Raw genomic sequence first — 23,269 nt, forward strand, 5'->3', positions numbered from 1 at the left:
GGTCACTCCTCTGCGTCAGCCTCCGTGGCTTCTTCGGCGTCGGGCTCGCCGCGCTTGCCGAAGAACTCATCGGTGTCGACGGTGTTTCCGGCGGTGTCGGTGACCGTCGCCGCGCGGATCACCTCGGCGATGGCCAGCGCCCGGCGCACATCGGCGAACATGGACGGCAGCTGGTTGTTCTCCTGAAGGTAGGCCAGCAGCTGCTGGGGCTCGATGCCGTACTGCCGCGACGTCGCGACCAGCCGCTCGGTCAAGTCGTCCTGGCCGACCTGCACCTGCAGTTCGTCGGCCAGCGCGTCGAGCAAAAGCTGCCGTTTGACGTCCGTCTCGGCGGCGGCGCGCGTCTCGGTCTCGAACTCCTCGCGCGACTTCCCTTGCTGGGCGAGCACCTCGTCGAGCTTGGATTCGTCGTGGTTGAGGCTGTGCAGCGCGTTGTGCAGCGCGCTGTCAACCTGCGCCTTCACGATCGCTTCGGGCAGCGGGATGTCGACCTGCTCGAGCAGCGTGTCGATCGCGGCGTCGCGGATGCTTTCGGCCTGCTGCGCGCGCTTGGTCTGGCCGACCTGCTCGCGCAGGCTGGACCGCAGCTCCTCGATGGTGTCGAACTCGCTGGCCAACTGGGCGAACTCGTCGTCGGGCTCGGGCAGCTCGCGCTGCTTGACCGACTTGACCGTGACGGTCACCTGCGCGTCTTTGCCCGCGTGCTCGCCGGTGGCCAACTGCGCGGTGAACTCCTTGGATTCGTCGACGGACAAACCGACCAGCGCCTCGTCGAGGCCCGCGATGAGCCGGCCGGAGCCGACCTCGTGGGACAGTCCCTGCGCGGTGGCGCCCGGCACCTCTTCGCCGTCGATGGTGGCCGACAAGTCGATGGAGACGAAGTCGCCGTCGGCGACGGGTCGCTCCACCCCGGTCAGGGTGCCGAATCGGGCACGCAGAGACTGCAGTTCGGCGTCGACGTCGTCGTCACTGACCTCGATCGGGTCCACTGAGATGGTCACCGAACCCGGGTCCGGCAGGGTGAGCTTGGGGCGGATGTCGACCTCGGCGGTGAACGCCAGCTCCTCGCCGTACTCCTTCTTGGTGACCTCGATCTCGGGCTGGCCCAGCGGGTGCACCTCGGACTCGGCGACCGCCTGTCCGTAGCGTGCGGGCAGCGCGTCGTTGACCACCTGGTCGAGCATCGCCTCGCGGCCGAAGCGGGCCTCCAGCAACTTCGCCGGCGCCTTGCCCGGCCGGAAGCCGGGCAGGCGCACCTGACTGGCCAACTCCTTGTAGGCCCGCTGGAAGTCCGGCTCGAGTTCGGCGAAGGGGACCTCCACATTGATGCGCACCCGGGTGGGGCTCAACTGCTCGACGGTGCTCTTCACGGGTGTGCTCCTCGGTGCTCGTTCCTGGTGGTCGGTGGGCCGCGCAGCGCGCGGGCCGGTCGTGCTGGTCGGGGTGACAGGATTTGAACCTGCGGCCTTCCGCTCCCAAAGCGGATGCGCTACCAAGCTGCGCTACACCCCGCGCTGACCTCGATGATCCTAAGGCCCCGCAAAGCCGGGTCCGTCACAGGCTTGGGCAGCGACCTCGCGGACCTCACGGGGCGATCACAAAGCCGCGTCGATTAGATTTGATCTTCGTCGCCAGCTACAGTCACGCTCGACTAATTACATGCGGGCGTAGCTCAATGGTAGAGCCCTAGTCTTCCAAACTAGCTACGCGGGTTCGATTCCCGTCGCCCGCTCGGGCTAACTATCTGCTCGATAGAGAGGCGCCATGAGCGACCCGACGACGGACGCGTCGATCCATGGCTCATGCGCGTCGGATTTCGTCGGGGTCCGCGACGCGTTCGAGCGCAATTTCACGCTGGGCGACGAGGTCGGCGCGGCCGTCGCGGTGTGGGTGGACGGGTCACTCGTCGTCAACCTGTGGGGTGGCTGGGCCGACGGCGCCCGCATCCGGCCCTGGCAGCAGAACACCCTGACCACCGTGCTATCCGGCACCAAGGGCCTGTCGGCCACCTGCGTGCACCAGCTCGCCGACCGCGGCGAGCTGGACCTGCAGGCTCCGGTGGCCCACTACTGGCCCGAGTTCGGCCAGGCTGGCAAACAGGACATCACGCTGGCGATGGTGATGGGCCACCGCTCCGGCGTGATCGGCCCGCGCACCCGGATGCGCTGGGAACAGGTCGCCGATTGGGACTACGTCTGCGAACAACTGGCCGCCGCCGAGCCCTGGTGGGAGCCGGGCACCGCCCAGGGCTACCACATGACCACCTTCGGCTTCATCATGGGCGAGGTGTTCCGCCGGGTCACCGGCCGCACGATCGGCCAGTACCTACGGACCGAGATCGCCGAACCGTTCGGCGCCGACGTCCATATCGGGTTGCCGCTGGCCGAGCAACATCGGTGCGCCGAGCGGGTCAACAAGCCGCACGCCCGGGACCTGCTTGCCGACGCGAAGGCGCCGGGTTATCCGACGAGCCTGGCCGAGCACCCCAAGGCGGGGCTGTCCATCTCGATGGGGTTCGCCCCCGACGACGAACTCGGCTCCCACGATCTCAGCCTGTGGCGCGAACTCGAGTTTCCCGGCACCAACGGACAGGTGTCGGCGCTGGGGTTGGCGACGTTCTACAACGCGCTCGCCCAGGAGAAGGTGCTCAGCCGTGAGCACATGGACCTGGTGCGGGTCTGTCAGGGCGGGCGGGACGCCGACCTGGTGCTGGGGCCGCGGGTCGCCGACCATGGCTGGGGTCTCGGATACATGCTCAACCAGCGCTGCGTCAACGGACCTAACCCGCGGATCTTCGGCCACGGCGGGCTGGGTGGCTCGTTCGGGTTCGTCGACCTCGAGCACCGCATCGGCTACGCCTATGTCGCGAACCACTTCGACCCCACCAAGGCCAACGCGGACCCGCGCAGCCTGGTGCTGTCGAACGAGGTCTACTCCGTGCTGGGAGTCATCTAGCGGCGCGGTCAGTGACCGCCGCCGCCTCCACCGCCGCCCCCGCCGTGCCCGCCGCCGCCGGGCCCGCCACCGCCGGGTCCACCGGGACCGCCAGGCCCACCGGGTCCGCCGGGTCCACCCGGTCCGCCCAGGCCACCGGGACCACCCGGGCCGTTGTACGGATTAGGTCCGGGTCCGCGCCAGTTGTCGTGGCAGTTTCCGGTGTCCCAGTTGTCGCCCCAGCCGGGGTCCCAGAAATCCCCAGGGCACCATTGCGGGAACGGGCTGCTGGGATGCGCCTGCGCGTCGGTCGCGACGCCCAGGCCCGCAAGGCCGAGGCCTGCGATGGCGGAAATTGTTGCAGCTGATCGAACGAGAGTCTTCATGGAGACTGCAATGCCCACACCGTTTGAATTCAAACCACCGACGCCGACGCTTTTGTCGTCATTTCTGGCACGTCGGGCACCAGAACACGTTGCGGCCCTCCAGCACGGTCGTGCGGATCGGGTCCTTGCACACGCGGCACGGTTCCCCGGAACGCCGGTAGACGTAGGTGCGGGGGCGGTCGGGACGGTAGGACGGCGCGCCGTGATCGTGTTCGGGGCGCACCACGATGATCTTGCCCCGGCGCAAACCCACCTTCATCAACGCCACCAGATCGGTCCAGGCGGCATCGAACTCGTCCTCGCCGACGTCGCGGCCCGGGCGGAACGGGTCGATGCCGTGGCGGTACAGCAACTCGCTGCGGTAGACGTTGCCCACGCCGGACATGACGGTCTGATCCATCAACAGCGCGCCAATGGGCCTGCGCGACTTGGCGATTCGCTTCCAGGCCCACGATGGATCGGCGTCGCCGCGCAGCGGGTCGGGACCCAGCCGGGCCAGCACGTCGCTGACCTGTCCTTCGTCGATCACTTCGCACACCGTCGGGCCGCGCAGGTCCGTGCCGTAGCCGGCGCCGATCATGCGCATCCGCACCTGGCCGACCGCCTCGGGAAACGACCCGTCGTCCGGGCGTTCCCACTCGGTGAAGGCGCCGTACAACCCGAGATGCACATGCACGATCGGGCCGCCGGCGTAGTGGTGGAAAAGATGCTTGCCCCAGGCGCTGGTGCGCTGCAACACCCGGCCGTCGACCGCCGCGGCCGCATCGGCGAAGCGGCCCTGCGGGCTGGACACCGACACGGGCGCGCCGGCGTAACGGCGTTGGTGCAGCCGGGCCAGCCGGTGCAGGGTATGCCCTTCGGGCACGCGCGGACCTTTCGGCGTCAGCCCGCCGCGCCGGGTACCGGCGGGGCTTGGTGGGTGCGTTCGTATTCGTCGAGGATGTCGATACGCCGTTGGTGGCGTTCGGCTTTCGACCATGGCGTGGTCACGAAGGCGTCGACGATGGCCAGCGCCTCCGCCACCGTGTGCATGCGGCCGCCGATGCCGATCAGCTGGGCGTTGTTGTGTTCGCGGGCCAGCGTTGCGGTTTCGACGCTCCAGGCCAGCGCGCACCGCGCACCGGGGACCTTGTTGGCCGCGATCTGCTCGCCATTGCCCGACCCACCCAGCACGATGCCCAGGCTGTCCGGGTCGGCCACGGTGCGCGTCGCGGCCGCGATGCAAAAGGCCGGGTAGTCGTCGTCGGCGTCGTAGGTGAAGGCGCCGCAATCGATCGGCTCATGGCCGGACTTCGCGAGGTGCTCGCTGATCTGCTGCTTGAGCTCGAATCCGGCGTGGTCAGAGCCGAGGTAGACGCGCATGCCCGCAATCCTTACATAGCCGCGCGGCCGCCCAACCGACCGCAACGGCTCTAGTCGAACGCGGGCTTCTCGGTGCGGCTGCGCTTGAGCTCGAAGAAGTGCGGGTAGGACGCGAAGGCCACCGAGGCGTCCCACAGCTTGCCCGCTTCCTCACCCCGCGGAATCTTCGAAAGCACCGGCCCGAAGAACGCCACATCGTTGACGTGGATGGTCGGCGTGCCGACGTCATCGCCGACCGCGTCCATCCCGGCGTGGTGACTCTTGCGCACGGCCTCGTCGTAGGCGTCGCTGTCGGCGGCCGCGGCCAGGTCCGCCGGCAACCCGGCGTCGTCCAGCGCGAGCTTGATCACGTCCTCGAGTTCCTTGTTGTTCTCGTTGTGGATCCGGGTTCCCATCGCGGTGTACAGCGGCCCGAGCACCTCAGCGCCGTGGGCCTGCTCGGCCGCGATCGCCACCCGCACCGGACCCCAGGCCCGCTTCATGTTTTCGCGGTAGTTCTCCGGCAGGTCCTCGCGGTTTTCGTTGAGCACCGCCAGGCTCATCACGTGGAAGTTCACCTCGATGTCGCGGACCTTTTCCACCTCGAGGATCCAACGCGAGGTGATCCACGCCCACGGGCACAGCGGATCGAACCAGAAATCGGCTTTGTTCTTCGCGGGCGCGTCGGCGGGCATGTCCGGTCCTCTCGTCGGTGGGAAGTCTGATCTGCACAACCGTAGGCCTCTCGCTCCTGTTCCCGCTGTGCCCGACCCGTAAGTTGGACACGTGGCACTCCCCAACCTCACCCGCGAGCAAGCCGTCGAGCGCGCTTCTTTGATCACCGTCGCCAGCTATCAGGTCGATCTCGATCTCACCGATTCCCACGGCGGTCCCGGCGAGCGGACCTTCCGCTCGGTCACCACTGTGGTCTTCGACGCGCTCGCCGGCGCCGACACGGTCATCGACATCGCCGCCGACACGGTGCGCGGCGCCACGCTCAACGGCCGCGACCTCGACGTCTCCGGGTACGACGAATCCACCGGGATCGCCTTGCGCGGGCTGGCCGGCCGCAACGTCGTCGTGGTCGACGCGGACTGCCGCTACTCCAACACGGGCGAGGGTCTGCATCGGTTCGTCGATCCGGTCGACAACGAGACCTACCTGTACTCGCAATTCGAAACCGCCGACGCCAAGCGAATGTTCGCCTGCTTCGACCAGCCCGACCTCAAGGCGACCTTCGACGTGCGGGTGACCGCGCCCCGGCACTGGAAGGTGATCTCCAACGGCGCAAATGTGTCCGTGAACACGGACGGGGCCGCCCTGCACACGTTCGCCACCACCCCGCGGATGAGCACCTATCTGGTCGCACTGATCGCCGGCCCGTACGCCGAGTGGAAGGACGCCTACACCGACGAACACGGCGAAATCCCGCTGGGCATCTATTGCCGGGCGTCGCTGGCGCAATACATGGACGCCGAGCGGCTTTTCACCCAGACCAAGCAAGGATTTGGCTTCTACCACAAGAACTTTGGCTTGCCCTATGCCTTCGGAAAATACGATCAGCTGTTCGTCCCCGAGTTCAACGCCGGCGCAATGGAGAACGCGGGCGCGGTGACGTTCTTGGAGGACTATGTCTTCCGCAGCAAGGTCACCCGGGCGTCCTACGAACGTCGCGCCGAGACGGTGCTGCACGAGATGGCGCACATGTGGTTCGGGGATCTGGTCACCATGGCCTGGTGGGACGACCTGTGGCTGAATGAGTCCTTCGCGACGTTCGCGTCGGTGCTGTGCCAAAGCGAGGCAACCGAATTCACCGAAGCCTGGACCACGTTCGCCACGGTCGAAAAGTCGTGGGCATACCGCCAGGACCAGTTGCCGTCGACCCATCCGATCGCCGCCGATATTCCGGACCTGGCCGCGGTCGAGGTGAACTTCGACGGCATCACCTATGCCAAGGGCGCGTCGGTGCTCAAGCAGCTCGTCGCCTACGTCGGGCTCGAGCACTTCCTGGCGGGGCTGCGCGATTACTTCCGCACCCACGCGTTCGGCAACGCCACGTTTGACGATCTGGTCGCCGCGCTGGAGAAGGCGTCGGGGCGCGACCTGTCCGACTGGGGTCAGCAGTGGCTGAAGACGACCGGGCTCAACACGCTGCGGGCCGATTTCGACGTCGACTCCAACGGCACATTCACCCGCTTCGCGGTCACTCAGAGCGGCGCCGCCCCGGGCGCCGGCGAGACTCGGGTACACCGCCTGGCCATCGGCATCTACGATCTGGATGCTTCAGACGGGTCGGGGAAGCTGGTCCGGGTGCGCCGCGAAGAACTCGACGTCGAAGGCCCTGTGACGGAAGTTCCTGCGTTGGTTGGGGTTTCGCGGGGCCAACTGGTGCTGGTCAATGACGACGACCTGACGTATTGCTCGCTGCGCCTGGACGCCGAGTCGCTGCGCACCGCGTTGCAGCGCATCGCCGACATCGCCGAACCGTTGCCACGCTCGCTGGTCTGGTCGGCCGCCTGGGAGATGACGCGCGAGGCCGAACTGCGGGCCCGCGACTTCGTGGCCCTGGTGGCGGGCGGCGTGCACGCCGAAACCGAGGTCGGGGTGGCGCAGCGGCTGCTGCTGCAGGCGCAGACGGCGCTGGCGTCCTACGCCGAGCCCGGCTGGGCGCGCGAGCAGGGCTGGCCGCAGTTCGCCGACCGGCTATTGGAGTTGGCGCGCGCCGCGCAGCCCGGGTCGGATCACCAGCTCGCCTTCGTCAACACGCTGTGCTCGTCGGTCCTGTCGGTGCGGCACGTGGAGACTTTGGCGACGCTGGCCAACAGCAGCGACCCGGCGGACCTCGGATTGCCGGGCCTCGAGATCGACACGGACCTGCGGTGGCGGATCGTCACCGCGCTGGCCACCGCCGGCGACATCGACTCCGACGGTCCCGCCACACCGTTCATCGACGCCGAGGTTCAGCGCGACCCGACCGCCGCCGGCAAGCGGCACGGCGCCCAGGCCGCGACCGCGCGGCCCCAGCTGCCGGTGAAGGAAGCGGCGTGGACGACGGTGGTCGAGGACGACACCCTGGCCAACATCACCGCCCGCGCGATCATCGCGGGCATCGCCCCGCCGTCGCAGCATGAACTGCTCAAGCCGTTCACAGCGCGGTACTTCGGGGCGATCTCTGGGGTGTGGGCGCGCCGATCCAGTGAAGTGGCCCAGACCGTGGTGATCGGCCTGTATCCGCACTGGGACATCAGCGACGACGCCGTCGCCGCGGCCGATGAGTTCCTGTCGGACCCCGAGGTGCCGGCCGCGCTGCGGCGGCTGGTGCTCGAGGGCCAGGCCGGGGTGAAGCGTTCGTTGCGGGCGCGCCGCTTCGACGCCGCCGTCCAGGCCGAAAAAGCTTAAGCCGGCGAAATTCCCGCGCTCAGCACGCGGATCGCGCTGACCAGCCCGTCCACCAGATCGCCGCGCTCGAATGCCGAGGACGCGGCGGCCACACCCAGCGGTGCGGCCGACTCGGCGCCGCGCCCGCGGACTGCGGAACCGTAGACCACCTCGATGACCTTCTGGTCGGGTGAGACGGCCAGCAGCACCGCGTTGTCCGGTGTCGGCACGTCGGCCAGGATTTCGCGGGCCCGCGCGGCGGTGTCGCCGCCCAGGTCGCCCAGGTAGATCGCGAACCGCGTCTTGGAGGCCCTCGACCCGAATTTCAGCGCGTCATCGACGGCGACGAGGTCTTTGGTCGGAAACGGGAAGTGCACCGACAGTTCGCCGGGCTCGGTGACCCCGGAGATCCGTCCGCTGGTGGTGATCACCGAACCGTAGGGCAGTTCGGCGGGTTCCTTCGTCGCTACCTCACCACGTGCCACTGGCGCCACCTCCAACTGAGAATTCCGACGTGCCGTGCCCCCCGTGTCCGCCATGGCTGTGGCCGACCTCTTCACCGACGGCGGCCCACAGGATCGGCGGATGCGTCCACTTCTCGCCCAGCTTGTAGGTCGCCGGGTGCGGCCCCTTGCGGGACCAGATCAGCACCGACAGGGCGACCACCAGCAACAGCGGTATTCCGACGATGATCAGGTGGAGATGCATAGGACTCACGACGCAAACCGTATCCCACCACGCGATCTACCGGCGCGCCCGGACACCGATTGTCGTTCAGGCGGCGCCTTCGCCGAGGTATCGGGCCCAGGCGGGGTCCAGCTCCTTGACCGTCGACAACAGCCGCCAGTGCTGGCCCGTCGGCGGCATCGGCGGCCGGCGCAGCGCCCAGCCGAGCTCGCTGAGCAGTTTGTCGCCCTTGCGGTGGTTGCAGCCCGAGCAGCAGGCGACGCAGTTCTCCCAGGAATGGTCGCCGCCGCGGCTGCGGGGCACCACATGGTCGACGGTGTCCGCCTTCGCCCCGCAATAGGCGCAGCAGAACCGGTCGCGGTGCATCAGCGCGGCGCGGGTCATCGGGACGCGCGCCCGATAGGGAACGCGGACATACGACCGCAACTGAATGACCGAGGGCACCACGATCGAGCTGGTCGCCGAGTGGATGACCGGACCGGCCGGGTCGTGATGCACCACGTCGGCCTTGCCGCAGATCACCATGACGATCGCGCGCCGCATCGGCAGCGCGGTCAGCGGCTCGTAGGTGGAATTCAGCAGCAGCACCCGCCGGCGACTCCAGATGGAAGCGCTCTCCGGGCGGGCGGGTGGATGGATCTCAACACTGTGCAGCGATGACGCGGTTGTGGGCCCGGTTAACCCTGCCGCGGCTACCTGACTGCGGTGGCTGCGGCGTCTCTTGCCCTGCGCCATAGATCCTCCGTCGAACAGTCCACCATGATTCGTCGCCAATCGCACCCCTATTGCAGGTGAAACGCCGTGTCCAACCGGTGAACAGCGGGAGCGGGATCGGGCCGCCTACGCTTGCCGCCGCGAGGATGCCCCACAATGGACGGCGATGGAAGAGGTAGGACAGTCCTTCTACGACGCTGTCGGCGGTGCCGAGACTTTCCACGCGATCGTGTCGCGCTTTTACGCCCAGGTGCCCGAGGACGAGATTCTGAGCGAGCTTTATCCGCTGGACGACCTCGACGGCGCCGAGGAGCGCCTGCGGATGTTCCTCGAGCAGTATTGGGGCGGCCCACGCACCTACTCCGACCGGCGCGGACACCCCCGGTTGCGGATGCGTCACGTGCCGTTCCGGATCACTCCCCTGGCGCGCGACGCGTGGCTGCGCTGCATGCACACGGCCGTCGCCTCCATCGATTCGGCGACACTCGATGACGAGCACCGCCGCGCGTTGCTCAGCTATCTGGAGATGGCCGCCGACTCGCTCGTCAACTCGTCGTTCTGATGCCTCAGCGAACCGAACGGAGCGGCGTGAGCCCGACAGCGTGGTGGTCGAGCGCGGTGTTCTATCAGGTGTATCCGCGGTCGTTCGCCGACAGCGACGGCGACGGCGTCGGCGACCTGGACGGGGTGACGGCCCGCCTCGATCACCTCGAGCAACTCGGCGTGGACGCGATCTGGCTCAACCCGGTCACGGTCTCCCCGATGGCCGACCACGGTTACGACGTCGCCGATCCACGCGACATCGACCCGCTCTTCGGCGGGATGGCCGCGATCGAACGGCTGATCGCCGCGGCGCACGAGCGGGGCATGAAGATCACCATGGACGTGGTGCCCAACCACACCAGCTCGGCGCACCCGTGGTTTGCCGCGGCGCTGGCGGCCGGGCCGGGCACCGACGCGCGGGAACGATATTTCTTCCGCGACGGCCGCGGCGCCGACGGGGAGCTGCCACCAAACAACTGGACCTCGGTGTTCGGCGGGCCGGCGTGGACCCGGGTGGTCGAACCCGACGGCCACCCCGGCCAGTGGTATCTGCATCTGTTTGATACCGAGCAGCCGGACCTGAACTGGGAGCACCCGGACGTCTTCGACGATTTCGAGAAGACGCTGCGCTTCTGGCTGGAACGCGGCGTGGACGGCTTTCGCATCGACGTGGCGCACGGCATGGCCAAGCCGGCCGGCCTGCCGGATTCGCCCGACGTCGAGTCCAAGGTGCTGCACCACGACGACGACGACCCGCGCTTCAACAACCCGAGCGTGCACAACATCCACCGCGACATCCGCAGGGTGATCGACGACTACCCCGGCGCGGTGACGGTCGGCGAGGTCTGGGTGACCGACAACGCCCGCTGGGCGGAGTACCTGCGGCCCGACGAACTGCACCTCGGATTCAATTTCCGGCTCACGCGGATCGACTTCGACGGCGCCGAGATCCGTGACGCGATCCAGAACTCGCTGGCCGCCACCGCCCTGCAAGACGCCGTCCCGACCTGGACGCTGTCCAACCACGACGTCGGCCGGGAGGTCACCCGCTACGGCGGCGGCGAGGTCGGGCTGCGCAGGGCCCGCGCGATGGCGATGGTGATGCTCGCCCTGCCGGGCGCGGTGTTCGTCTACAACGGCGAGGAACTGGGGCTGCCCGACGTCGAGCTGCCCGACGAGGTGCTGCAGGACCCGACCTGGGAACGCTCCGGGCACACCGAGCGCGGCCGCGACAAATGCCGGGTGCCGATCCCGTGGTCGGGCAACGTTCCCCCGTTCGGGTTCTCGTCCTCCGCCGACACCTGGTTGCCGATGCCGACGGACTGGGCGGCGCTGACCGTCGACAAGCAGAGCGCCGATCCCGACTCGACGCTGTCGTTCTTCCGGCGCGCGCTCGAATTGCGCAAGTACCGAGTCGAATTCGACGGCGACGGTGTCGAGTGGCTCGACGCCTCCGGCGACGCGGTGATCTTCCGGCGTCCCGGTGGACTGGTCTGCGCGCTCAACACCGGCGCACAGCCCCTGCCCCTGCCGCCGGGCGAACTCATCCTGGCGAGCGCGCCCCTGCTCGACGGCAAGCTTCCCCCGGACGCCGCGGCGTGGCTGGCGTAGCCGACTCGAGGGTGACCGCCGGTGGGCGTTTCGCCGTCCACTGCTCTATATGTTGTGCATGACTTCCTACGCGTGGGCAGTGATCGGTGCCGGGCCGGCAGGTGTCGCCGCGGTGGGAAGGCTGCTGGATCACGGGATTGCGGCTGAAAAGATCGCCTGGATCGATCCCGCCTTCGCCGGCGGCGACATCGGCCAAAAGTGGCGGTCGGTGTCGAGCAACACCCACGTCGGTCTGTTCCTCGAATACTTCAACGGCTCCAAGTCATTTCGGTTCGACGAGGCCCGGCCCATGCCGCTGCGGGAAATCGACCCGCGGGAAACCTGCGCGCTGGGTCTGGTCGCCGAACCGCTGGTGTGGATCACCGGGCATCTTCGCGAGCAGGTCGTCGTCTTCACGACGACCGCGACCGCGCTGTACCTGGAAAACCGGCGGTGGCGGATCGAGACCGAACACGACGACATCGTCGCCACCAACGTGATCCTGGCCGTCGGGGCGGTCGCCAAGAAGCTGTGCCACCCAGGGCTCGACGAGATTCCGGTAGAGGTCGCCCTCGATCCCGAGAAGCTCGCACGCGAGCCGCTGCAGGGCGCGACGATCGCCGTGTTCGGCTCGTCGCACTCATCCATGATCGTGCTGCCGAATTTGCTGCGCCATCCCGTCAAGCGGGTGATCAACTTCTACCGAAGCCCCCTGAAATACGCTGTGTACTTTGACGATTGGATTCTGTTCGACGACACCGGACTGAAGGGCCAGGCGGCGGTGTGGGCGCGGGAGAACATCGACGGGGTGCTCCCGGAGCGCCTGGAGCGATGCTGGGTATCCAGCCCCGAGTTCGCCGAACAGCTCGCCCGGTGCGACCGGGCGGTCTACACCGTCGGCTTCGAGCGCCGACAATTGCCCGAGACACCGCAGTGGGGCCCGCTGGACTACAACCGCACCAACGGAATCCTCGCCCCCGGCCTGTTCGGGGTGGGCATCGCGTTTCCGCAATACGTCGAAGACCCGTACGGGTACGGGCAATTCCGGGTGGGGCTGAAGAAATTCATGGACCATCTGGATACCGTTTTGCCGCTGTGGCTGAGCTACGGCCCCTGATCTGCGCGTCCGCTGGGCCGCCGGACGACGCTTTAAACTCAGCCCGATTTTCTTTCGGCGAGCCGTAGGGACGCCAGCATCAGCCCAGCAGCAGCGCCGGGTCGCCGCGGCGGCGATACACCGAACCGAACCGGGCGTCCAGACGCAGCCACGTCGGCGTGATGCGGACCCGAATCAATTCCTCGGCGTCGACCGCATCGGGTGACTGCGGCAGGAAACCCATCGCGGTCAGGGCGAACACGCAGCGCATGGGCAACCCCACGTGTACGTCGCCGGCGCTCACCTGGATGACTTCCTGGTCGAGCAGCGAAACCGGCGGCCCGTGAGAACTACTGTGCTCCTTGGCAAGTCGTGCGCCGCTTTGCGCCAGCCCGAGCACCACCCTCGCCGGGATGTCCTCGATGTGGGTGAAGCCGGATTCCGGCGGTAGCGCGCCCCGCCACGCCGAGTCCATGCCGAAGCCAGGATCGACGTAGCCCGAGTCGTCCATCGCGGACAGGCCGCGCGCCAGCGCGTCCGCGCCCACGGACAGATCCGGAGGCCGGACCTCGCCCGAAACCACCCTGCAGGCAAGCACGTCGAAACCCGTTGCGAACCAGGCGGTCAGCAGGCCTTGCGATCGGGCCCGCAAGCGGATGATCGCCGCCTCGTCCAGCCGCAGCGCGCGATCGAGGAATGCGGCCAAATCCCTGCGATGCTCGGCCCTCGACGGTGCGCCCAGCCACAGGCCGCGGTCGGTTACCTGATCCACCGCTGCAGATACTCCCGGTGCTGCGGCGAAAGCCGCACGAGGCGCTCCTCCTCGATATGGACGGCGGCCAGTTGCGACTCCGCGATGACCGCGGGCTTCGAATCCGGATCGGCGTTGACCGAGCGCACCTCGTAGCCCAACGTGAAGTCGACCGCCCGCAACCGCTTGGTCCACATCGTCACCTGCAGCGGCGAATCCGTCAGCCGCAACTGACCCTTGTAGGTGACCGAGACTTCGGCGATGAGCAACCCGATGGTCCTGATGTCGACCTCGAATGCCTCGCGCAGGAACTGGACCCGCGCCTCTTCGAGGATCGTGACCATGGTGGCGTGGTTGATGTGCTGGTACATGTCGATGTCTGACCAGCGCACCAGCACGGGCGCGACGAAGCCGATGCTCAACTCGATGAACCTCTTCCGCTCGTGCGGGTCATGCGACGGATTTGTCGCGCGGCGACGGACAACGTCGCGAGATCCTTGTCCCCGCTTTCCTGGATCTCGATCAGAGTCCGGCGTGCCCGCTCGACCCTGGACGCGGACAGGTGTTCCCACTCGGCGATCTTCTCTTCGCCGCTCTCGTCGGGCTCGCCCACGGCGAGCACATCGAAGCACAGCGACCGCAGCGACGCATAGATGTCGTCACGGATTGCCAAGCGCGCCAACGAATGCCAGCGGTCCCGTCGGGGCAGCTCGGACACGGCCGTCAGCAGGCCGTCGGTGCCTAGCCGGTCCATCAGGGCGAAGTAGGTGTCCGCGACCTCGGCGGCGTCGATGTCGTTGATGTCGCCGATGTCGATGATGTCGAGCAGGCTGAAGTGGTAGAGGCCGGCGGCCACGGTGTAGGCCAGGTCTTTGGGCGCGCCCTGGGAGGCGAATTCCGCGGCTTCCTTTTCCACGATGGCCTTGTCGTCACCGCGCAGCCATTCCGACATGCGCGGGGTCAGCGCCTTCACTTTGGCGGCGAACCGGTTGATCTCGGCGCCGACCGCCAGCGGCTGCGGTCGGTAGTTGAGCAGCCAGCGTCCGGCGCGGTCGATCAGCCGCCGGGTGTCCAGCGTGAGCCGATCCGACAGCGCGACAGGCAGGTTCGCCGCGCGGATGCGCCGCCAGATCTCCCCCACGCCGAAGATGGCGTCGGTGGCGACGTAGGTGCGCACCGCGTCGACCGACCCCACTCCGACGTCTTCGGCGATCCGGAAGGCGTAGCTGATGCCGGCGGCGTCCACCAGGTCGTTGATCAGCATGGTGGTGACGATCTCGCGACGCAGCTGGTGCGTGCGGATCTCCGGAGTGAACCGTTCCCGCAACGGTTTCGGGAAGTACAGCGGCAGCCGCGACGCGAACACGTCCTGTTCGGTCAGTTCGGTTTCGAGCATCTCGTCTTTGAGGCCGAGCTTCACGTGCGCCATCAGGGTGCACATCTCCGGTGAGGTGAGCCCGATGCCGGCCTCGGAGCGCCGCTGGATCTCCTTTTCCGAAGGCAGCGCTTCCAGCTCCCGGTTGAGGCCGCGCTCGTCCACCAGGTACTGAATCAGCCTGGCGTGCACGGGCAGCAGGCTGGCCGCGTTCGCACGGCTGGTGCCGATCAGGTCGTTCTGGTCCTCGTTGTCGGTGAGCACCAGTTGGGCGACCTCGTCGGTCATCGACTCGAGCAGCGGTTTGCGTTCGTCGGGCTTGACCTTGCCGGCGGTGACCAGGGAGTCGATCAAGATCTTGATGTTGACCTCGTGGTCGGAGCAGTCCACGCCCGCCGAGTTGTCCATCGCGTCGGTGTTGATCCGGCCGCCCGCCAGGTCGAACTCGACGCGGCCCAACGCGGTCACCCCGAGGTTGCCGCCTTCGCCGATCACCTTGGCGCGCACCGCAGAACCGTTGACCCGCACCGGGTCGTTGGCGCGGTCACCGACGTCGGAATCGGATTCGGACTCGGCCTTGATGTAGGTGCCGATCCCGCCGTTGAACAGCAGGTCCACCGGCGCCTGCAGGATGGCCTTGATCAGGTTGGGCGGGGTCATCTCGGTGACCTCACCGCCGATGCCCAGCACGTCGCGAACCTGGGAGCTCACCGGAATGGACTTGTGTTCCCGGCTGTACACCCCGCCGCCCTCGCTGATCAGCGACGTGTCGTAATCGTCCCAACTGGACCGCGGCAGGTCGAACATCCGCTGGCGTTCCTCCCACGAGGCCGCCGCGTCGGGGTCGGGGTCGAGGAAGATGTGCCGATGGTCGAAGGCGGCGAGCAGCCGGATGTGTTTGCTCAGCAGCATGCCGTTGCCAAAGACGTCGCCGCTCATGTCACCGATGCCGACCACGGTGAAGTCGTCGGTCTGGGTGTCGACGTCCATCTCCCGGAAGTGGCGTTTGACGGCCTCCCACGCGCCCTTGGCGGTGATGCCCATGGCCTTGTGGTCGTAGCCGACCGACCCGCCGGACGCGAACGCGTCGCCCAGCCAGAAGCCGTAGGACTTGGCGACGTCGTTGGCGATGTCGGAGAAGGTGGCGGTGCCCTTGTCCGCCGCCACCACGAGGTAGGCGTCGTCACCGTCGCGCCGTATCACCTCCGGCGGCGCGCTGACGTCCCCGGTGGCATGGTCGACGTTGTCGGTGACATCGAGCAGGCCGGAGATGAACAGCTGATAGCAGGCAACGCCTTCGGCGCGGGTGGCGTCCCGATCGGCGGCGGCGTCCCCGGTGGGCAGCGGTGGCCGCTTGAGGACGAATCCGCCCTTGGCCCCGACCGGCACGATGACGGCGTTCTTGACCGCTTGCGCCTTGACCAGACCCAGGATTTCGGTGCGGAAGTCGTCGCGGCGGTCCGACCAGCGCAGCCCGCCGCGGGCTACCGGGCCAAACCTCAAATGCACGCCTTCGACCCGCGGTGAATAGACGAAGATCTCGTACTTGGGGCGCGGCAACGGCAGCTCGTCGACCAGCTGGGCGTCCAGCTTGATGGCGAGCACGTCGCGGGCGCGGGCCGAACCCTCGCGTGTCACAAAGTAATTGGTCCGCAGCGTCGCCTGCACCAGCGACGCGAAGGCGCGCAGGATGCGGTCGGTGTCAAGCCCCACCAGGGCATCGATGTCGGCGGCGACCGCGGCGGCGGCCGACTGGGCGTCGCGACCCGTCGAGGAACGCGACGGGTCGGGGTCGAACAGCGCCTCGAAGAGCGCGACGAGCGACCTTGCGGTCGAGGGGTGTTCGTTGAGCACCGATTCGATGTAGGACTGGCTGTAGGGGAAGTTGGCCTGCCGCAAGTACTTTGCGTAGGCCCGCAAGAGAACGACCTGTTGCCATCGCAGCCCCGCGCGCATTACCAGCTCGTTGAAGCGGTCGATCTCGAGGCGTCCCTGCCAGATCGCGGTGACGGCGTCGGCGAATCGCTCGGCCATCGCGTCGCGCTCGGCTTGCGTCGACGCCGACTCGATGGTCGGGTGCGGGGATATCTTGAACTGATAGATCCACACCGGCAGCCCGTCGGAGCGGGTGACCGTGAACGGCCGCTCCTCGAGCACCACCACGCCCATGCTCTGCAGCATCGGCAGCAGCTGGCTCAGCGAGGCGGTGCGTCCGCCCATGAACCAGGTCAGCTGGGCGGATCCGTCCTCGCTTTCATGGAACACCAGCTTGACCGAATTATCTTGCAGCTCTTCGATGATCGCGATGTGATCGATGGCGTCGGCCGGGATGACGGCCTGCTTGTAGACCTCGGGAAAGGCGTCGGCGTAGTACTCCGCGTCGGCGTGCCCGACGGAACCGTCGGCGGCGGCCGCGATCAGCCGGTCGGTCCAGGTTCGCGCCGCCTCGCTCAGCAGGGCCTGGATGCGGATTCGGTTGTCCTCGGAGACGTCGACGGGCGTGGCGCCGGGGTCATCGGAAGGCAGGCGGACCATGAAATGCATAAGTGCCCATGGTGATTCGCTGACCCGCGCGGTGAATTCCAGTCGGGTGCCGCCGAATTCGTGGACCAGGATGTCTTCGATCTGCAGTCGGACCGCGGTGGTGTAGCGGTCACGGGGCAGATATACCAGGCAGGAAACGAAGTACTGGAGGCTGTCGGCGCGCAGGAACAGCAACGCATTTCGCTGCGGCCCCAGATCCACCACCGCTTTGGCCATCGCCAACAGCCGTTCGGCGCTCAGCGTGAACAGCTCCGAGCGGGGAACGGTTTGGATCACGTCGAGCAGCAGCTGGCCGGGGTGGATCGGGTCGCTGTCGGCCATCGCCAGCGCCTCGCGAACCCGGCGCGAAATCGTCGGGATTTCCAGGACATCGGCGTTCATGGCGGCGACCGTGAACAACCCGACAAAGCGGTGCTCGAGGACGCCGCCGTCGACGTACTCGCGAATCGCGATGGCGTACGGGTAGGCGCCGTAGCGCAGATAGCTGCCCACCACGGATTGCGCCAGGACCAGGAGTTTGTCGTCGTCGGTCAGCCGGGGGCGCGAGCCGGTGCGGGTGCGCAGGACGCCCAGGCCGGGCGTCCCGTCGCCGGAGACCCGGCCGTCGTGCACGTGGCAGCGTTGATAGCCGAGCAGCAGGAAGTTGCCGTTGCCCAGCCAGCGCAGCAGGGCCGCGACGTCATCGCGGTCCGGCGCCGAGAAGTGTTCTTGCGCATTGGCTTCCACCTGCGCGGCCAGGTCGTCAAGGGCGGCGATGAGGGCCGACGCGTCGCTGGCGACCTGTTGAACGTCGGCCAGGACCCTGGGTAGCAGCCGTTCGACCTCGGTGAGCCCCTTGCTATCGACGGACGGCAGGAGTTGCACGTGGATCCACGCCTCGCCGGCGTATTGCGATGCGCCCTCGGCCTTGGCTTTGACGCTGAGCAGTTCTCCGGCGGGGTTGCGGTGCACGTCGAACACCGGAGTCATGATCGCCGTGTACGGCACGCCGAGCCGGTGCAGCAGCACGGTGACCGAATCCATCAGCATGCCGCCATGGTCGGTGACGACCTGCAACGCCGGCCCGAACCCGGCGGGGTCTTCCGCGGCGTAGACGGCGACGCGGCTTTCGCCGTCGGGGCGGTGCTGGCCGAGCCGGTAGTGCGCGCTCAGCATGGCCGGAGTGACGATCGCCGCCGGGACGGTCAGGTCGATGGGCCTGGTCTCCGCGCCCCCCGACTGGTCACTATGCGGGCCGCGGTAGCTCTCCACATAGGCTCTCGAGATCCACTGGGGAATGTCCTGCTGCTGCGTGAAGGTCGTCCATGGCTCGACATCCTGTTTGGCTTCGGGATCGATCGTCATGCCGACTGCTCCCAACTGGCGACGGTTGTCACTGCGCTCCAACGCCCCGATCCCGCGCGGCGGGGGGCAGAGCCGACACTAGTCGCGCGTCAGCTTGCGGTGGGTCACTCTGTGCGGCCGCGCCGCCTCGGCGCCGAGCCGTTCGATCTTGTTTTCCTCGTAGGCGCCGAAGTTGCCCTCGAACCAGAACCACTTGGCCTCGTTGTCGTCGTCGCCCTCCCACGCCAGGATGTGCGTGCAGGTGCGGTCCAGGAACCACCGGTCGTGCGAAATCACCACCGCGCAGCCGGGGAATTGCTCGAGGGCGTTTTCCAGCGAGCTCAGGGTTTCGACGTCGAGGTCGTTGGTGGGCTCGTCGAGCAGGATGAGGTTTCCGCCCTGCTTGAGCGTCAACGCGAGGTTGAGTCGGTTGCGCTCGCCACCCGAGAGGACACCGGCCGGCTTCTGCTGGTCTGGTCCCTTGAACCCGAACGCCGACACGTAGGCCCGCGACGGCACCTCGGTCTGGCCGACGACGATGTGGTCCAGTCCGTCGGAGACAACTTCCCAGACGTTCTTTTTGGGATCGATGCCCGCGCGGGTCTGGTCGACGTAGCTCAGCTTGACGGTCTCGCCGACCTTGACCGTGCCGCTGTCCGGCTGCTCGAGACCGACGATGGTTTTGAACAGCGTGGTCTTTCCGACGCCGTTGGGGCCGATGACCCCGACGATGCCGTTGCGGGGCAGGGTGAACGACAGGTCCTTGATCAGGGTGCGACCGCCGAACCCCTTGTCGAGGTGCTCGACCTCGACCACCACGTTGCCCAGCCGCGGACCGACCGGGATCTGGATCTCCTCGAAGTCGAGCTTGCGCGTCTTCTCCGCCTCGGCCGCCATCTCCTCGTAGCGCTGCAGCCGCGCCTTGCTCTTGGCTTGGCGCGCCTTGGCCCCGGAGCGCACCCAGGCCAACTCCTCGGTCAACCGCTTCTGCAGCTTGGCGTCCTTGCGTCCCTGCACCGCGAGCCGTTCGGCCTTCTTCTCCAGGTACGTGGAGTAGTTGCCCTCGTACGGGTAGGCGCGTCCGCGGTCCAGTTCCAGGATCCATTCGGCGACGTTGTCCAGGAAGTAGCGGTCGTGGGTGACGGCCAGGATCGCGCCCGCATACGAGGCGAGGTGCTGCTCGAGCCACTGCACGCTCTCGGCGTCCAGGTGGTTGGTTGGCTCGTCGAGGAGCAGCAGGTCGGGCTTGGACAGGAGCAGCTTGCACAGCGCGACGCGGCGGCGCTCGCCACCGGACAGGTTGGTCACCGGCTCGTCGGGCGGCGGGCAGCGCAGCGCGTCCATGGCCTGCTCCAACTGCGAGTCGAGGTCCCACGCGTCGGCGTGGTCGAGCTCCTCCTGCAGCCGGCCCATCTCCTCCATCAGCTCGTCGGAGTAGTCGGTGGCCATCAATTCGGCGACCTCGTTGAAGCGGTCGAGCTTGACCTTGATCTCGCCCAGGCCCTCCTCGACGTTGCCGCGAACGGTCTTCTCCTCGTTCAGCGGCGGCTCCTGCAGCAGGATGCCGACGGTCGCGTCGTTGGCCAAGAAGGCGTCACCGTTGTTCGGCTTGTCCAGGCCCGCCATGATCCGCAAGACGCTCGACTTGCCGGCGCCGTTGGGCCCAACGACACCGATCTTGGCGCCTGGATAGAAGCTCAACGTGACGTCGTCCAGGATCACCTTGTCGCCGTGCGCCTTGCGGACCTTTTTCATCGTGTAGATGAACTCAGCCATGCCGCGGTTATGCCTTTCTGATTAGCGAGTGATCTCGCGAACCATCCTAAAGCGCGCCCGGCGGGCCCCGGCCCGCAGCTAAGCCGACAATGACAGCGGCGCCGCGTCGTCGGACTCGGCGCTGCCATCGGCATCCGTGCCTTCACCTGCGCCGTCGGCCGCATCCGCCGGGGTGGCGCTGGCGTCGCCGGGGGTCGGACCGGTGTAGCCGGGCCGCTCGATGCGCACGATCGCGCGGGACACATCCGGCCCGACGGAGGTCGCGCGCATCTCCAGCGACGAGCGGCGGTTGCCGTCGCGGTCTTCGTATTCGCTGGTGTAGACGTGGCCCACGACGATCACCGGTGCGCCTTTGCCCAGGGCGGCGCCCACACCGGTGACCAACTTGCCCCAGCAGTTGACGTTGATGAACAGCGAGTTGCCGGGCTCCCAGGCGCCGTCGGCCGTGCGCCGCCGGGAATTGCTGGCGACACGAAACTTGATGACCTCCTGGGTGCCGACCTGCCGGCGTTCGGGGTTGTTGACGATGTGGCCGACGACGGTAAGCGGGGTTTCGAACATGAGTTGATCCCTTCTCGGTTGCTTTTCTGGCTATGGCTGCCAGTAAGCGCGCCGGTACCGACGGGACGACTGGGCAATGGGGCGCCGGCCGATCTGCCCTGTGGAAGAACCCGCGACTGTGGATCAGTTCGAGGCCCGGCTCAGGCGGATCGCGAGCGTAACGCCAGGGCGAAAAATCAGGCGGAAATTCGCCGTGGCGTTACGCTCGCCGAAGCTCAGCGGCTTCCCGGTGCCTCGCCACGCGCCAGTTCGGCCAGCATCGCGTTGTAGGCCGCCAGCTCGGCGTCATCGTCGCGGTCGGCCGCCCGGTCCAGTCGTTTGGCGGTGCGACGGTCGCTGCGGGCCCACTGCACCAGCAGCGCCAGCATCACGATCACCAGCGGGAACTCCCCCGCCGACCAGGCGATACCGCCTCCGAGTCGCTGATCGCCCAGCAGGTCGGTGTGCCAGCTCAGCCCCAGCGAGCGGTAATAGTCGGCGCCGAGCACCTTCTTGGTGCCCATCAGCACCACCCCGAAGAACGCGTGCAGCGGCAACGAGGCGAACACCACGGCCACCTTGGCCAGCGGCGGGATCGGCCGCGGCGTCGGGTCCACCCCGATCACCACCCAATAGAACAGGTAGCCGCTCAACAGGAAGTGCAGGTTCATCGCCAGGTGCCCGGCGTGGCTGCTCGCGGTGATGTCGAAAAGGTTGGACAGGTACAGCCCGTAGAACCCAGCGACGAACAGCACGGTGGCCACGACCGGGTTGGTGAGGAACCGCGAGAAGCGGCTGTGCAGCGCGGCCAACAGCCACTCCCGCATGCCCGGCGGATCGTCACGCCCGGCGGCGGGTAGCGCCCGCAGCGCCAGGGTGACCGGGGCGCCGAGTGCCAGCAGGATCGGCACCAGCATCGACAGGCACATGTGGACCACCATGTGCATGCTGAACATCGCCGGCATGTAGCGCCCGACGCCCGAGGACGTCACGAACAGCAGCGCCAGGCAGCCGAGCAGCCAGGAGAAGGTCCGGCCCGGCGGCCACTTGTCGCCCCGGCGGCGCAGCCGCACCACGCCCGCCACATACAGCGCGGCGCACACGATGGCCGCGGTGCCGAAGATCAGGTCGAAGCGCCAATCGAAAAGAATGCGCGCCACGGTCGGGGGCCCGTCGAAGTCGTAGCCGATCTCGGCCTCGGGCACCGTCGGCAGCCGGGCCGGGGGCGGTGGCGGCGCGGTGCGGCTCAGCCCGACGGCGATGCCGAACGTGAGGCCGAACAGCGCGGCCTCGACCAGCGCCAGCCTGATCAGCGCGCCACGTGCCCGCGCCGGGGACGGATTTGCTTGCAGCGCAGCCACACTCACGCGCCGCTGGCGCCAGCCGACGCCGCCCAGCAGGCACAGCGCGACGAACTTGGCGACCACCAGGCGCCCATAGCCGGTGGTGAGCAGGTCGCCCGGCTGGACGCGCACCAGGGCGTTGACCAGTCCGCTCAACGCCATCGCCACCCAGCACCACAGCGCGATCGACGAAAAGCGCCGCGCCGCCAGGCCCGTGCGGGCGCCGCCGCGCAGGGCGTGGGCGAGCAGGGCGAGCAGGCCGCCGGCCCACAGGCTGGCGGCGACCAGGTGGATCAGCAGGCCGTTGGTGGCCAGGTCATGCGAGCCGCCGGCCGATGAATGCCCGGTCAGCCCGAGCGGGATCAGCGTCAGCACCGACGCGGCGAGCAGCACCGGCGTCCACGACCAGCGCAGCACCGACAGGCTGGCCAGCGTGATCACGGCGGCCAGGATCGCGGTCCAGCGCCAGGCCGAGGCGGTGTTGACCAGACCCGCCAACGACCAGATGCGCGCCGGGCTGATGTCGGCGACCGCGTGACCGGACACATCGGAGATGGTCAACGGGACCAGCAGGGCGGCACACACCGCCCACACGCCCGAGGCGACGGTCCCCAGCCGCAGCGCGCGGTAGCCGTCGGCGTCGAGGACACCGCTGCGTTGGGGCGGCACCAGGAACGCGGCGAACAGAAACGACCCGACGGCGAGCACCGCGGCGATCTCGCCAGCTGCCCGGACGAATGGCAGCCCCAGGGTGGTCACCGGGCCCGGGTCGGGCAGGCCGGTCGCGGTCAACGCGCTGGCCAGCGAGAGCGTCCCGATTCCGGCGGCCGTGCAGCCCGCCAGCACGGCAACACCGACCAGCACCGGCCACACCGACGCGCGGCGCTGGGGTGCGGCCTCGGTCGGGGACTTGCCGGCCGGCGGTGCGACGGTCATACCCCCAGGGTA

General features: G+C 67.9%; 19 protein-coding genes, 2 tRNA genes and 1 pseudogene. 6 read left to right on the plus strand and 16 right to left on the minus strand.

The features are described 5' to 3' along the window. Window positions 1–2: 2 nt before the first annotated feature. Window positions 3–1,370 (minus strand): trigger factor, encoded by a 1,368-nt coding sequence (gene tig, locus ACZ50Z_RS12340; RefSeq protein WP_464483809.1) that lies wholly within the window; start codon window positions 1,368–1,370, stop codon window positions 3–5. 65 nt (window positions 1,371–1,435) lie between these two features. Continuing rightward, window positions 1,436–1,512: transfer RNA gene (locus ACZ50Z_RS12345), tRNA-Pro, on the minus strand. 149 nt (window positions 1,513–1,661) lie between these two features. On the opposite strand from ACZ50Z_RS12345, the gene ACZ50Z_RS12350 reads away from it, so the two are divergent. Both ACZ50Z_RS12350 and ACZ50Z_RS12355 read left to right on the plus strand, forming a co-directional pair. Then, window positions 1,662–1,732: transfer RNA gene (locus ACZ50Z_RS12350), tRNA-Gly, on the plus strand. Between the two features lie 32 nt (window positions 1,733–1,764). Then, the gene (locus tag ACZ50Z_RS12355) at window positions 1,765–2,955 is read left to right on the plus strand and encodes a serine hydrolase domain-containing protein (protein ID WP_464483810.1); all 1,191 of its coding nucleotides are present in this window, start codon (window positions 1,765–1,767) and stop codon (window positions 2,953–2,955) included. Here ACZ50Z_RS12355 and ACZ50Z_RS12360 read toward each other — a convergent pair. From ACZ50Z_RS12360 to ACZ50Z_RS12380, 5 genes and pseudogenes are all read right to left on the minus strand, one after another. Next, entirely contained in the window at window positions 2,948–3,100 is a 153-nt protein-coding gene (locus ACZ50Z_RS12360) for a hypothetical protein (protein ID WP_464486406.1), read from the minus strand. The genes ACZ50Z_RS12355 and ACZ50Z_RS12360 overlap by 8 nt on opposite strands. 85 nt (window positions 3,101–3,185) lie before the next feature. Beyond that, window positions 3,186–3,320 (minus strand): annotated as a pseudogene (locus tag ACZ50Z_RS12365) (hypothetical protein); the annotation flags it as partial. 58 nt (window positions 3,321–3,378) lie between these two features. Continuing rightward, window positions 3,379–4,185: an Fpg/Nei family DNA glycosylase gene (locus ACZ50Z_RS12370; protein ID WP_464483811.1), complete on the minus strand. Its 807-nt coding sequence runs from the start codon at window positions 4,183–4,185 to the stop codon at window positions 3,379–3,381. 17 nt (window positions 4,186–4,202) lie between these two features. Then, window positions 4,203–4,682: a ribose-5-phosphate isomerase gene (locus ACZ50Z_RS12375; protein WP_464483812.1), complete on the minus strand. Its 480-nt coding sequence runs from the start codon at window positions 4,680–4,682 to the stop codon at window positions 4,203–4,205. A 50-nt stretch (window positions 4,683–4,732) separates the two neighbouring features. Beyond that, a complete protein-coding gene (locus ACZ50Z_RS12380; protein WP_464483813.1) occupies window positions 4,733–5,356 on the minus strand; it encodes a mycothiol-dependent nitroreductase Rv2466c family protein in 624 nt (207 codons plus the stop codon). Between the two features lie 91 nt (window positions 5,357–5,447). Between ACZ50Z_RS12380 and pepN the strand changes: the two genes are divergently transcribed. Further along, a complete protein-coding gene (gene pepN, locus ACZ50Z_RS12385; protein WP_464483814.1) occupies window positions 5,448–8,060 on the plus strand; it encodes an aminopeptidase N in 2,613 nt (870 codons plus the stop codon). On the opposite strand, the gene ACZ50Z_RS12390 is transcribed toward pepN, so the two are convergent. The 3 genes from ACZ50Z_RS12390 to ACZ50Z_RS12400 all read right to left on the minus strand — a co-directional run bounded on the left by ACZ50Z_RS12390 (window position 8,057) and on the right by ACZ50Z_RS12400 (window position 9,461). After that, window positions 8,057–8,524: a DUF5130 domain-containing protein gene (locus ACZ50Z_RS12390; protein ID WP_464483815.1), complete on the minus strand. Its 468-nt coding sequence runs from the start codon at window positions 8,522–8,524 to the stop codon at window positions 8,057–8,059. The two genes, pepN and ACZ50Z_RS12390, sit on opposite strands and share 4 nt — an antisense overlap. After that, window positions 8,511–8,747 carry an aa3-type cytochrome oxidase subunit CtaJ gene (ctaJ, locus tag ACZ50Z_RS12395; RefSeq protein WP_464486209.1) on the minus strand — a complete coding sequence of 79 codons (237 nt, stop codon included), beginning with the start codon at window positions 8,745–8,747 and terminating at the stop codon, window positions 8,511–8,513. Before ctaJ ends, ACZ50Z_RS12390 begins: the two co-directional genes overlap by 14 nt. 66 nt (window positions 8,748–8,813) lie before the next feature. Continuing rightward, window positions 8,814–9,461, minus strand: coding sequence for an HNH endonuclease (locus tag ACZ50Z_RS12400; protein WP_464483816.1), 648 nt, complete (start codon window positions 9,459–9,461; stop codon window positions 8,814–8,816). A 145-nt stretch (window positions 9,462–9,606) separates the two neighbouring features. On the opposite strand from ACZ50Z_RS12400, the gene ACZ50Z_RS12405 reads away from it, so the two are divergent. From ACZ50Z_RS12405 to ACZ50Z_RS12415, 3 genes are all read left to right on the plus strand, one after another. Beyond that, entirely contained in the window at window positions 9,607–10,002 is a 396-nt protein-coding gene (locus tag ACZ50Z_RS12405) for a globin (RefSeq protein WP_464483817.1), read from the plus strand. Then, window positions 10,002–11,594 (plus strand): glycoside hydrolase family 13 protein, encoded by a 1,593-nt coding sequence (locus ACZ50Z_RS12410; protein WP_464483818.1) that lies wholly within the window; start codon window positions 10,002–10,004, stop codon window positions 11,592–11,594. The genes ACZ50Z_RS12405 and ACZ50Z_RS12410 overlap by 1 nt, the downstream gene beginning before the upstream one ends. Window positions 11,595–11,673: 79 nt before the next feature. Further along, the gene (locus tag ACZ50Z_RS12415) at window positions 11,674–12,690 is read left to right on the plus strand and encodes a pyridine nucleotide-disulfide oxidoreductase (RefSeq protein ID WP_464486210.1); all 1,017 of its coding nucleotides are present in this window, start codon (window positions 11,674–11,676) and stop codon (window positions 12,688–12,690) included. A gap of 79 nt (window positions 12,691–12,769) precedes the next feature. On the opposite strand, the gene ACZ50Z_RS12420 is transcribed toward ACZ50Z_RS12415, so the two are convergent. The 6 genes from ACZ50Z_RS12420 to ACZ50Z_RS12445 form a co-directional block, all read right to left on the minus strand. Beyond that, window positions 12,770–13,441 carry a DUF8185 domain-containing protein gene (locus tag ACZ50Z_RS12420; RefSeq protein WP_464483819.1) on the minus strand — a complete coding sequence of 224 codons (672 nt, stop codon included), beginning with the start codon at window positions 13,439–13,441 and terminating at the stop codon, window positions 12,770–12,772. Further along, window positions 13,429–13,842, minus strand: coding sequence for an acyl-CoA thioesterase (locus ACZ50Z_RS12425; protein WP_464483820.1), 414 nt, complete (start codon window positions 13,840–13,842; stop codon window positions 13,429–13,431). The genes ACZ50Z_RS12420 and ACZ50Z_RS12425 overlap by 13 nt, the downstream gene beginning before the upstream one ends. Then, a complete protein-coding gene (locus tag ACZ50Z_RS12430) occupies window positions 13,839–18,683 on the minus strand; it encodes an NAD-glutamate dehydrogenase (RefSeq protein ID WP_464483821.1) in 4,845 nt (1,614 codons plus the stop codon). Before ACZ50Z_RS12430 ends, ACZ50Z_RS12425 begins: the two co-directional genes overlap by 4 nt. Before the next feature lie 78 nt (window positions 18,684–18,761). Next, window positions 18,762–20,438, minus strand: a complete 1,677-nt coding sequence (gene ettA, locus ACZ50Z_RS12435) for an energy-dependent translational throttle protein EttA (RefSeq protein ID WP_464483822.1) — start codon at window positions 20,436–20,438, stop codon at window positions 18,762–18,764. 78 nt (window positions 20,439–20,516) lie between these two features. Beyond that, entirely contained in the window at window positions 20,517–20,999 is a 483-nt protein-coding gene (locus tag ACZ50Z_RS12440; RefSeq protein ID WP_464483823.1) for a single-stranded DNA-binding protein, read from the minus strand. A gap of 215 nt (window positions 21,000–21,214) precedes the next feature. Continuing rightward, on the minus strand, window positions 21,215–23,257 hold the full coding sequence (locus tag ACZ50Z_RS12445) for a bifunctional copper resistance protein CopD/cytochrome c oxidase assembly protein (protein ID WP_464483824.1): 2,043 nt from the start codon (window positions 23,255–23,257) through the stop codon (window positions 21,215–21,217). Between the last annotated feature and the right edge of the window lie 12 nt (window positions 23,258–23,269).

This window comes from Mycobacterium sp. NTMscope_MAC_269 (assembly GCF_976985695.1).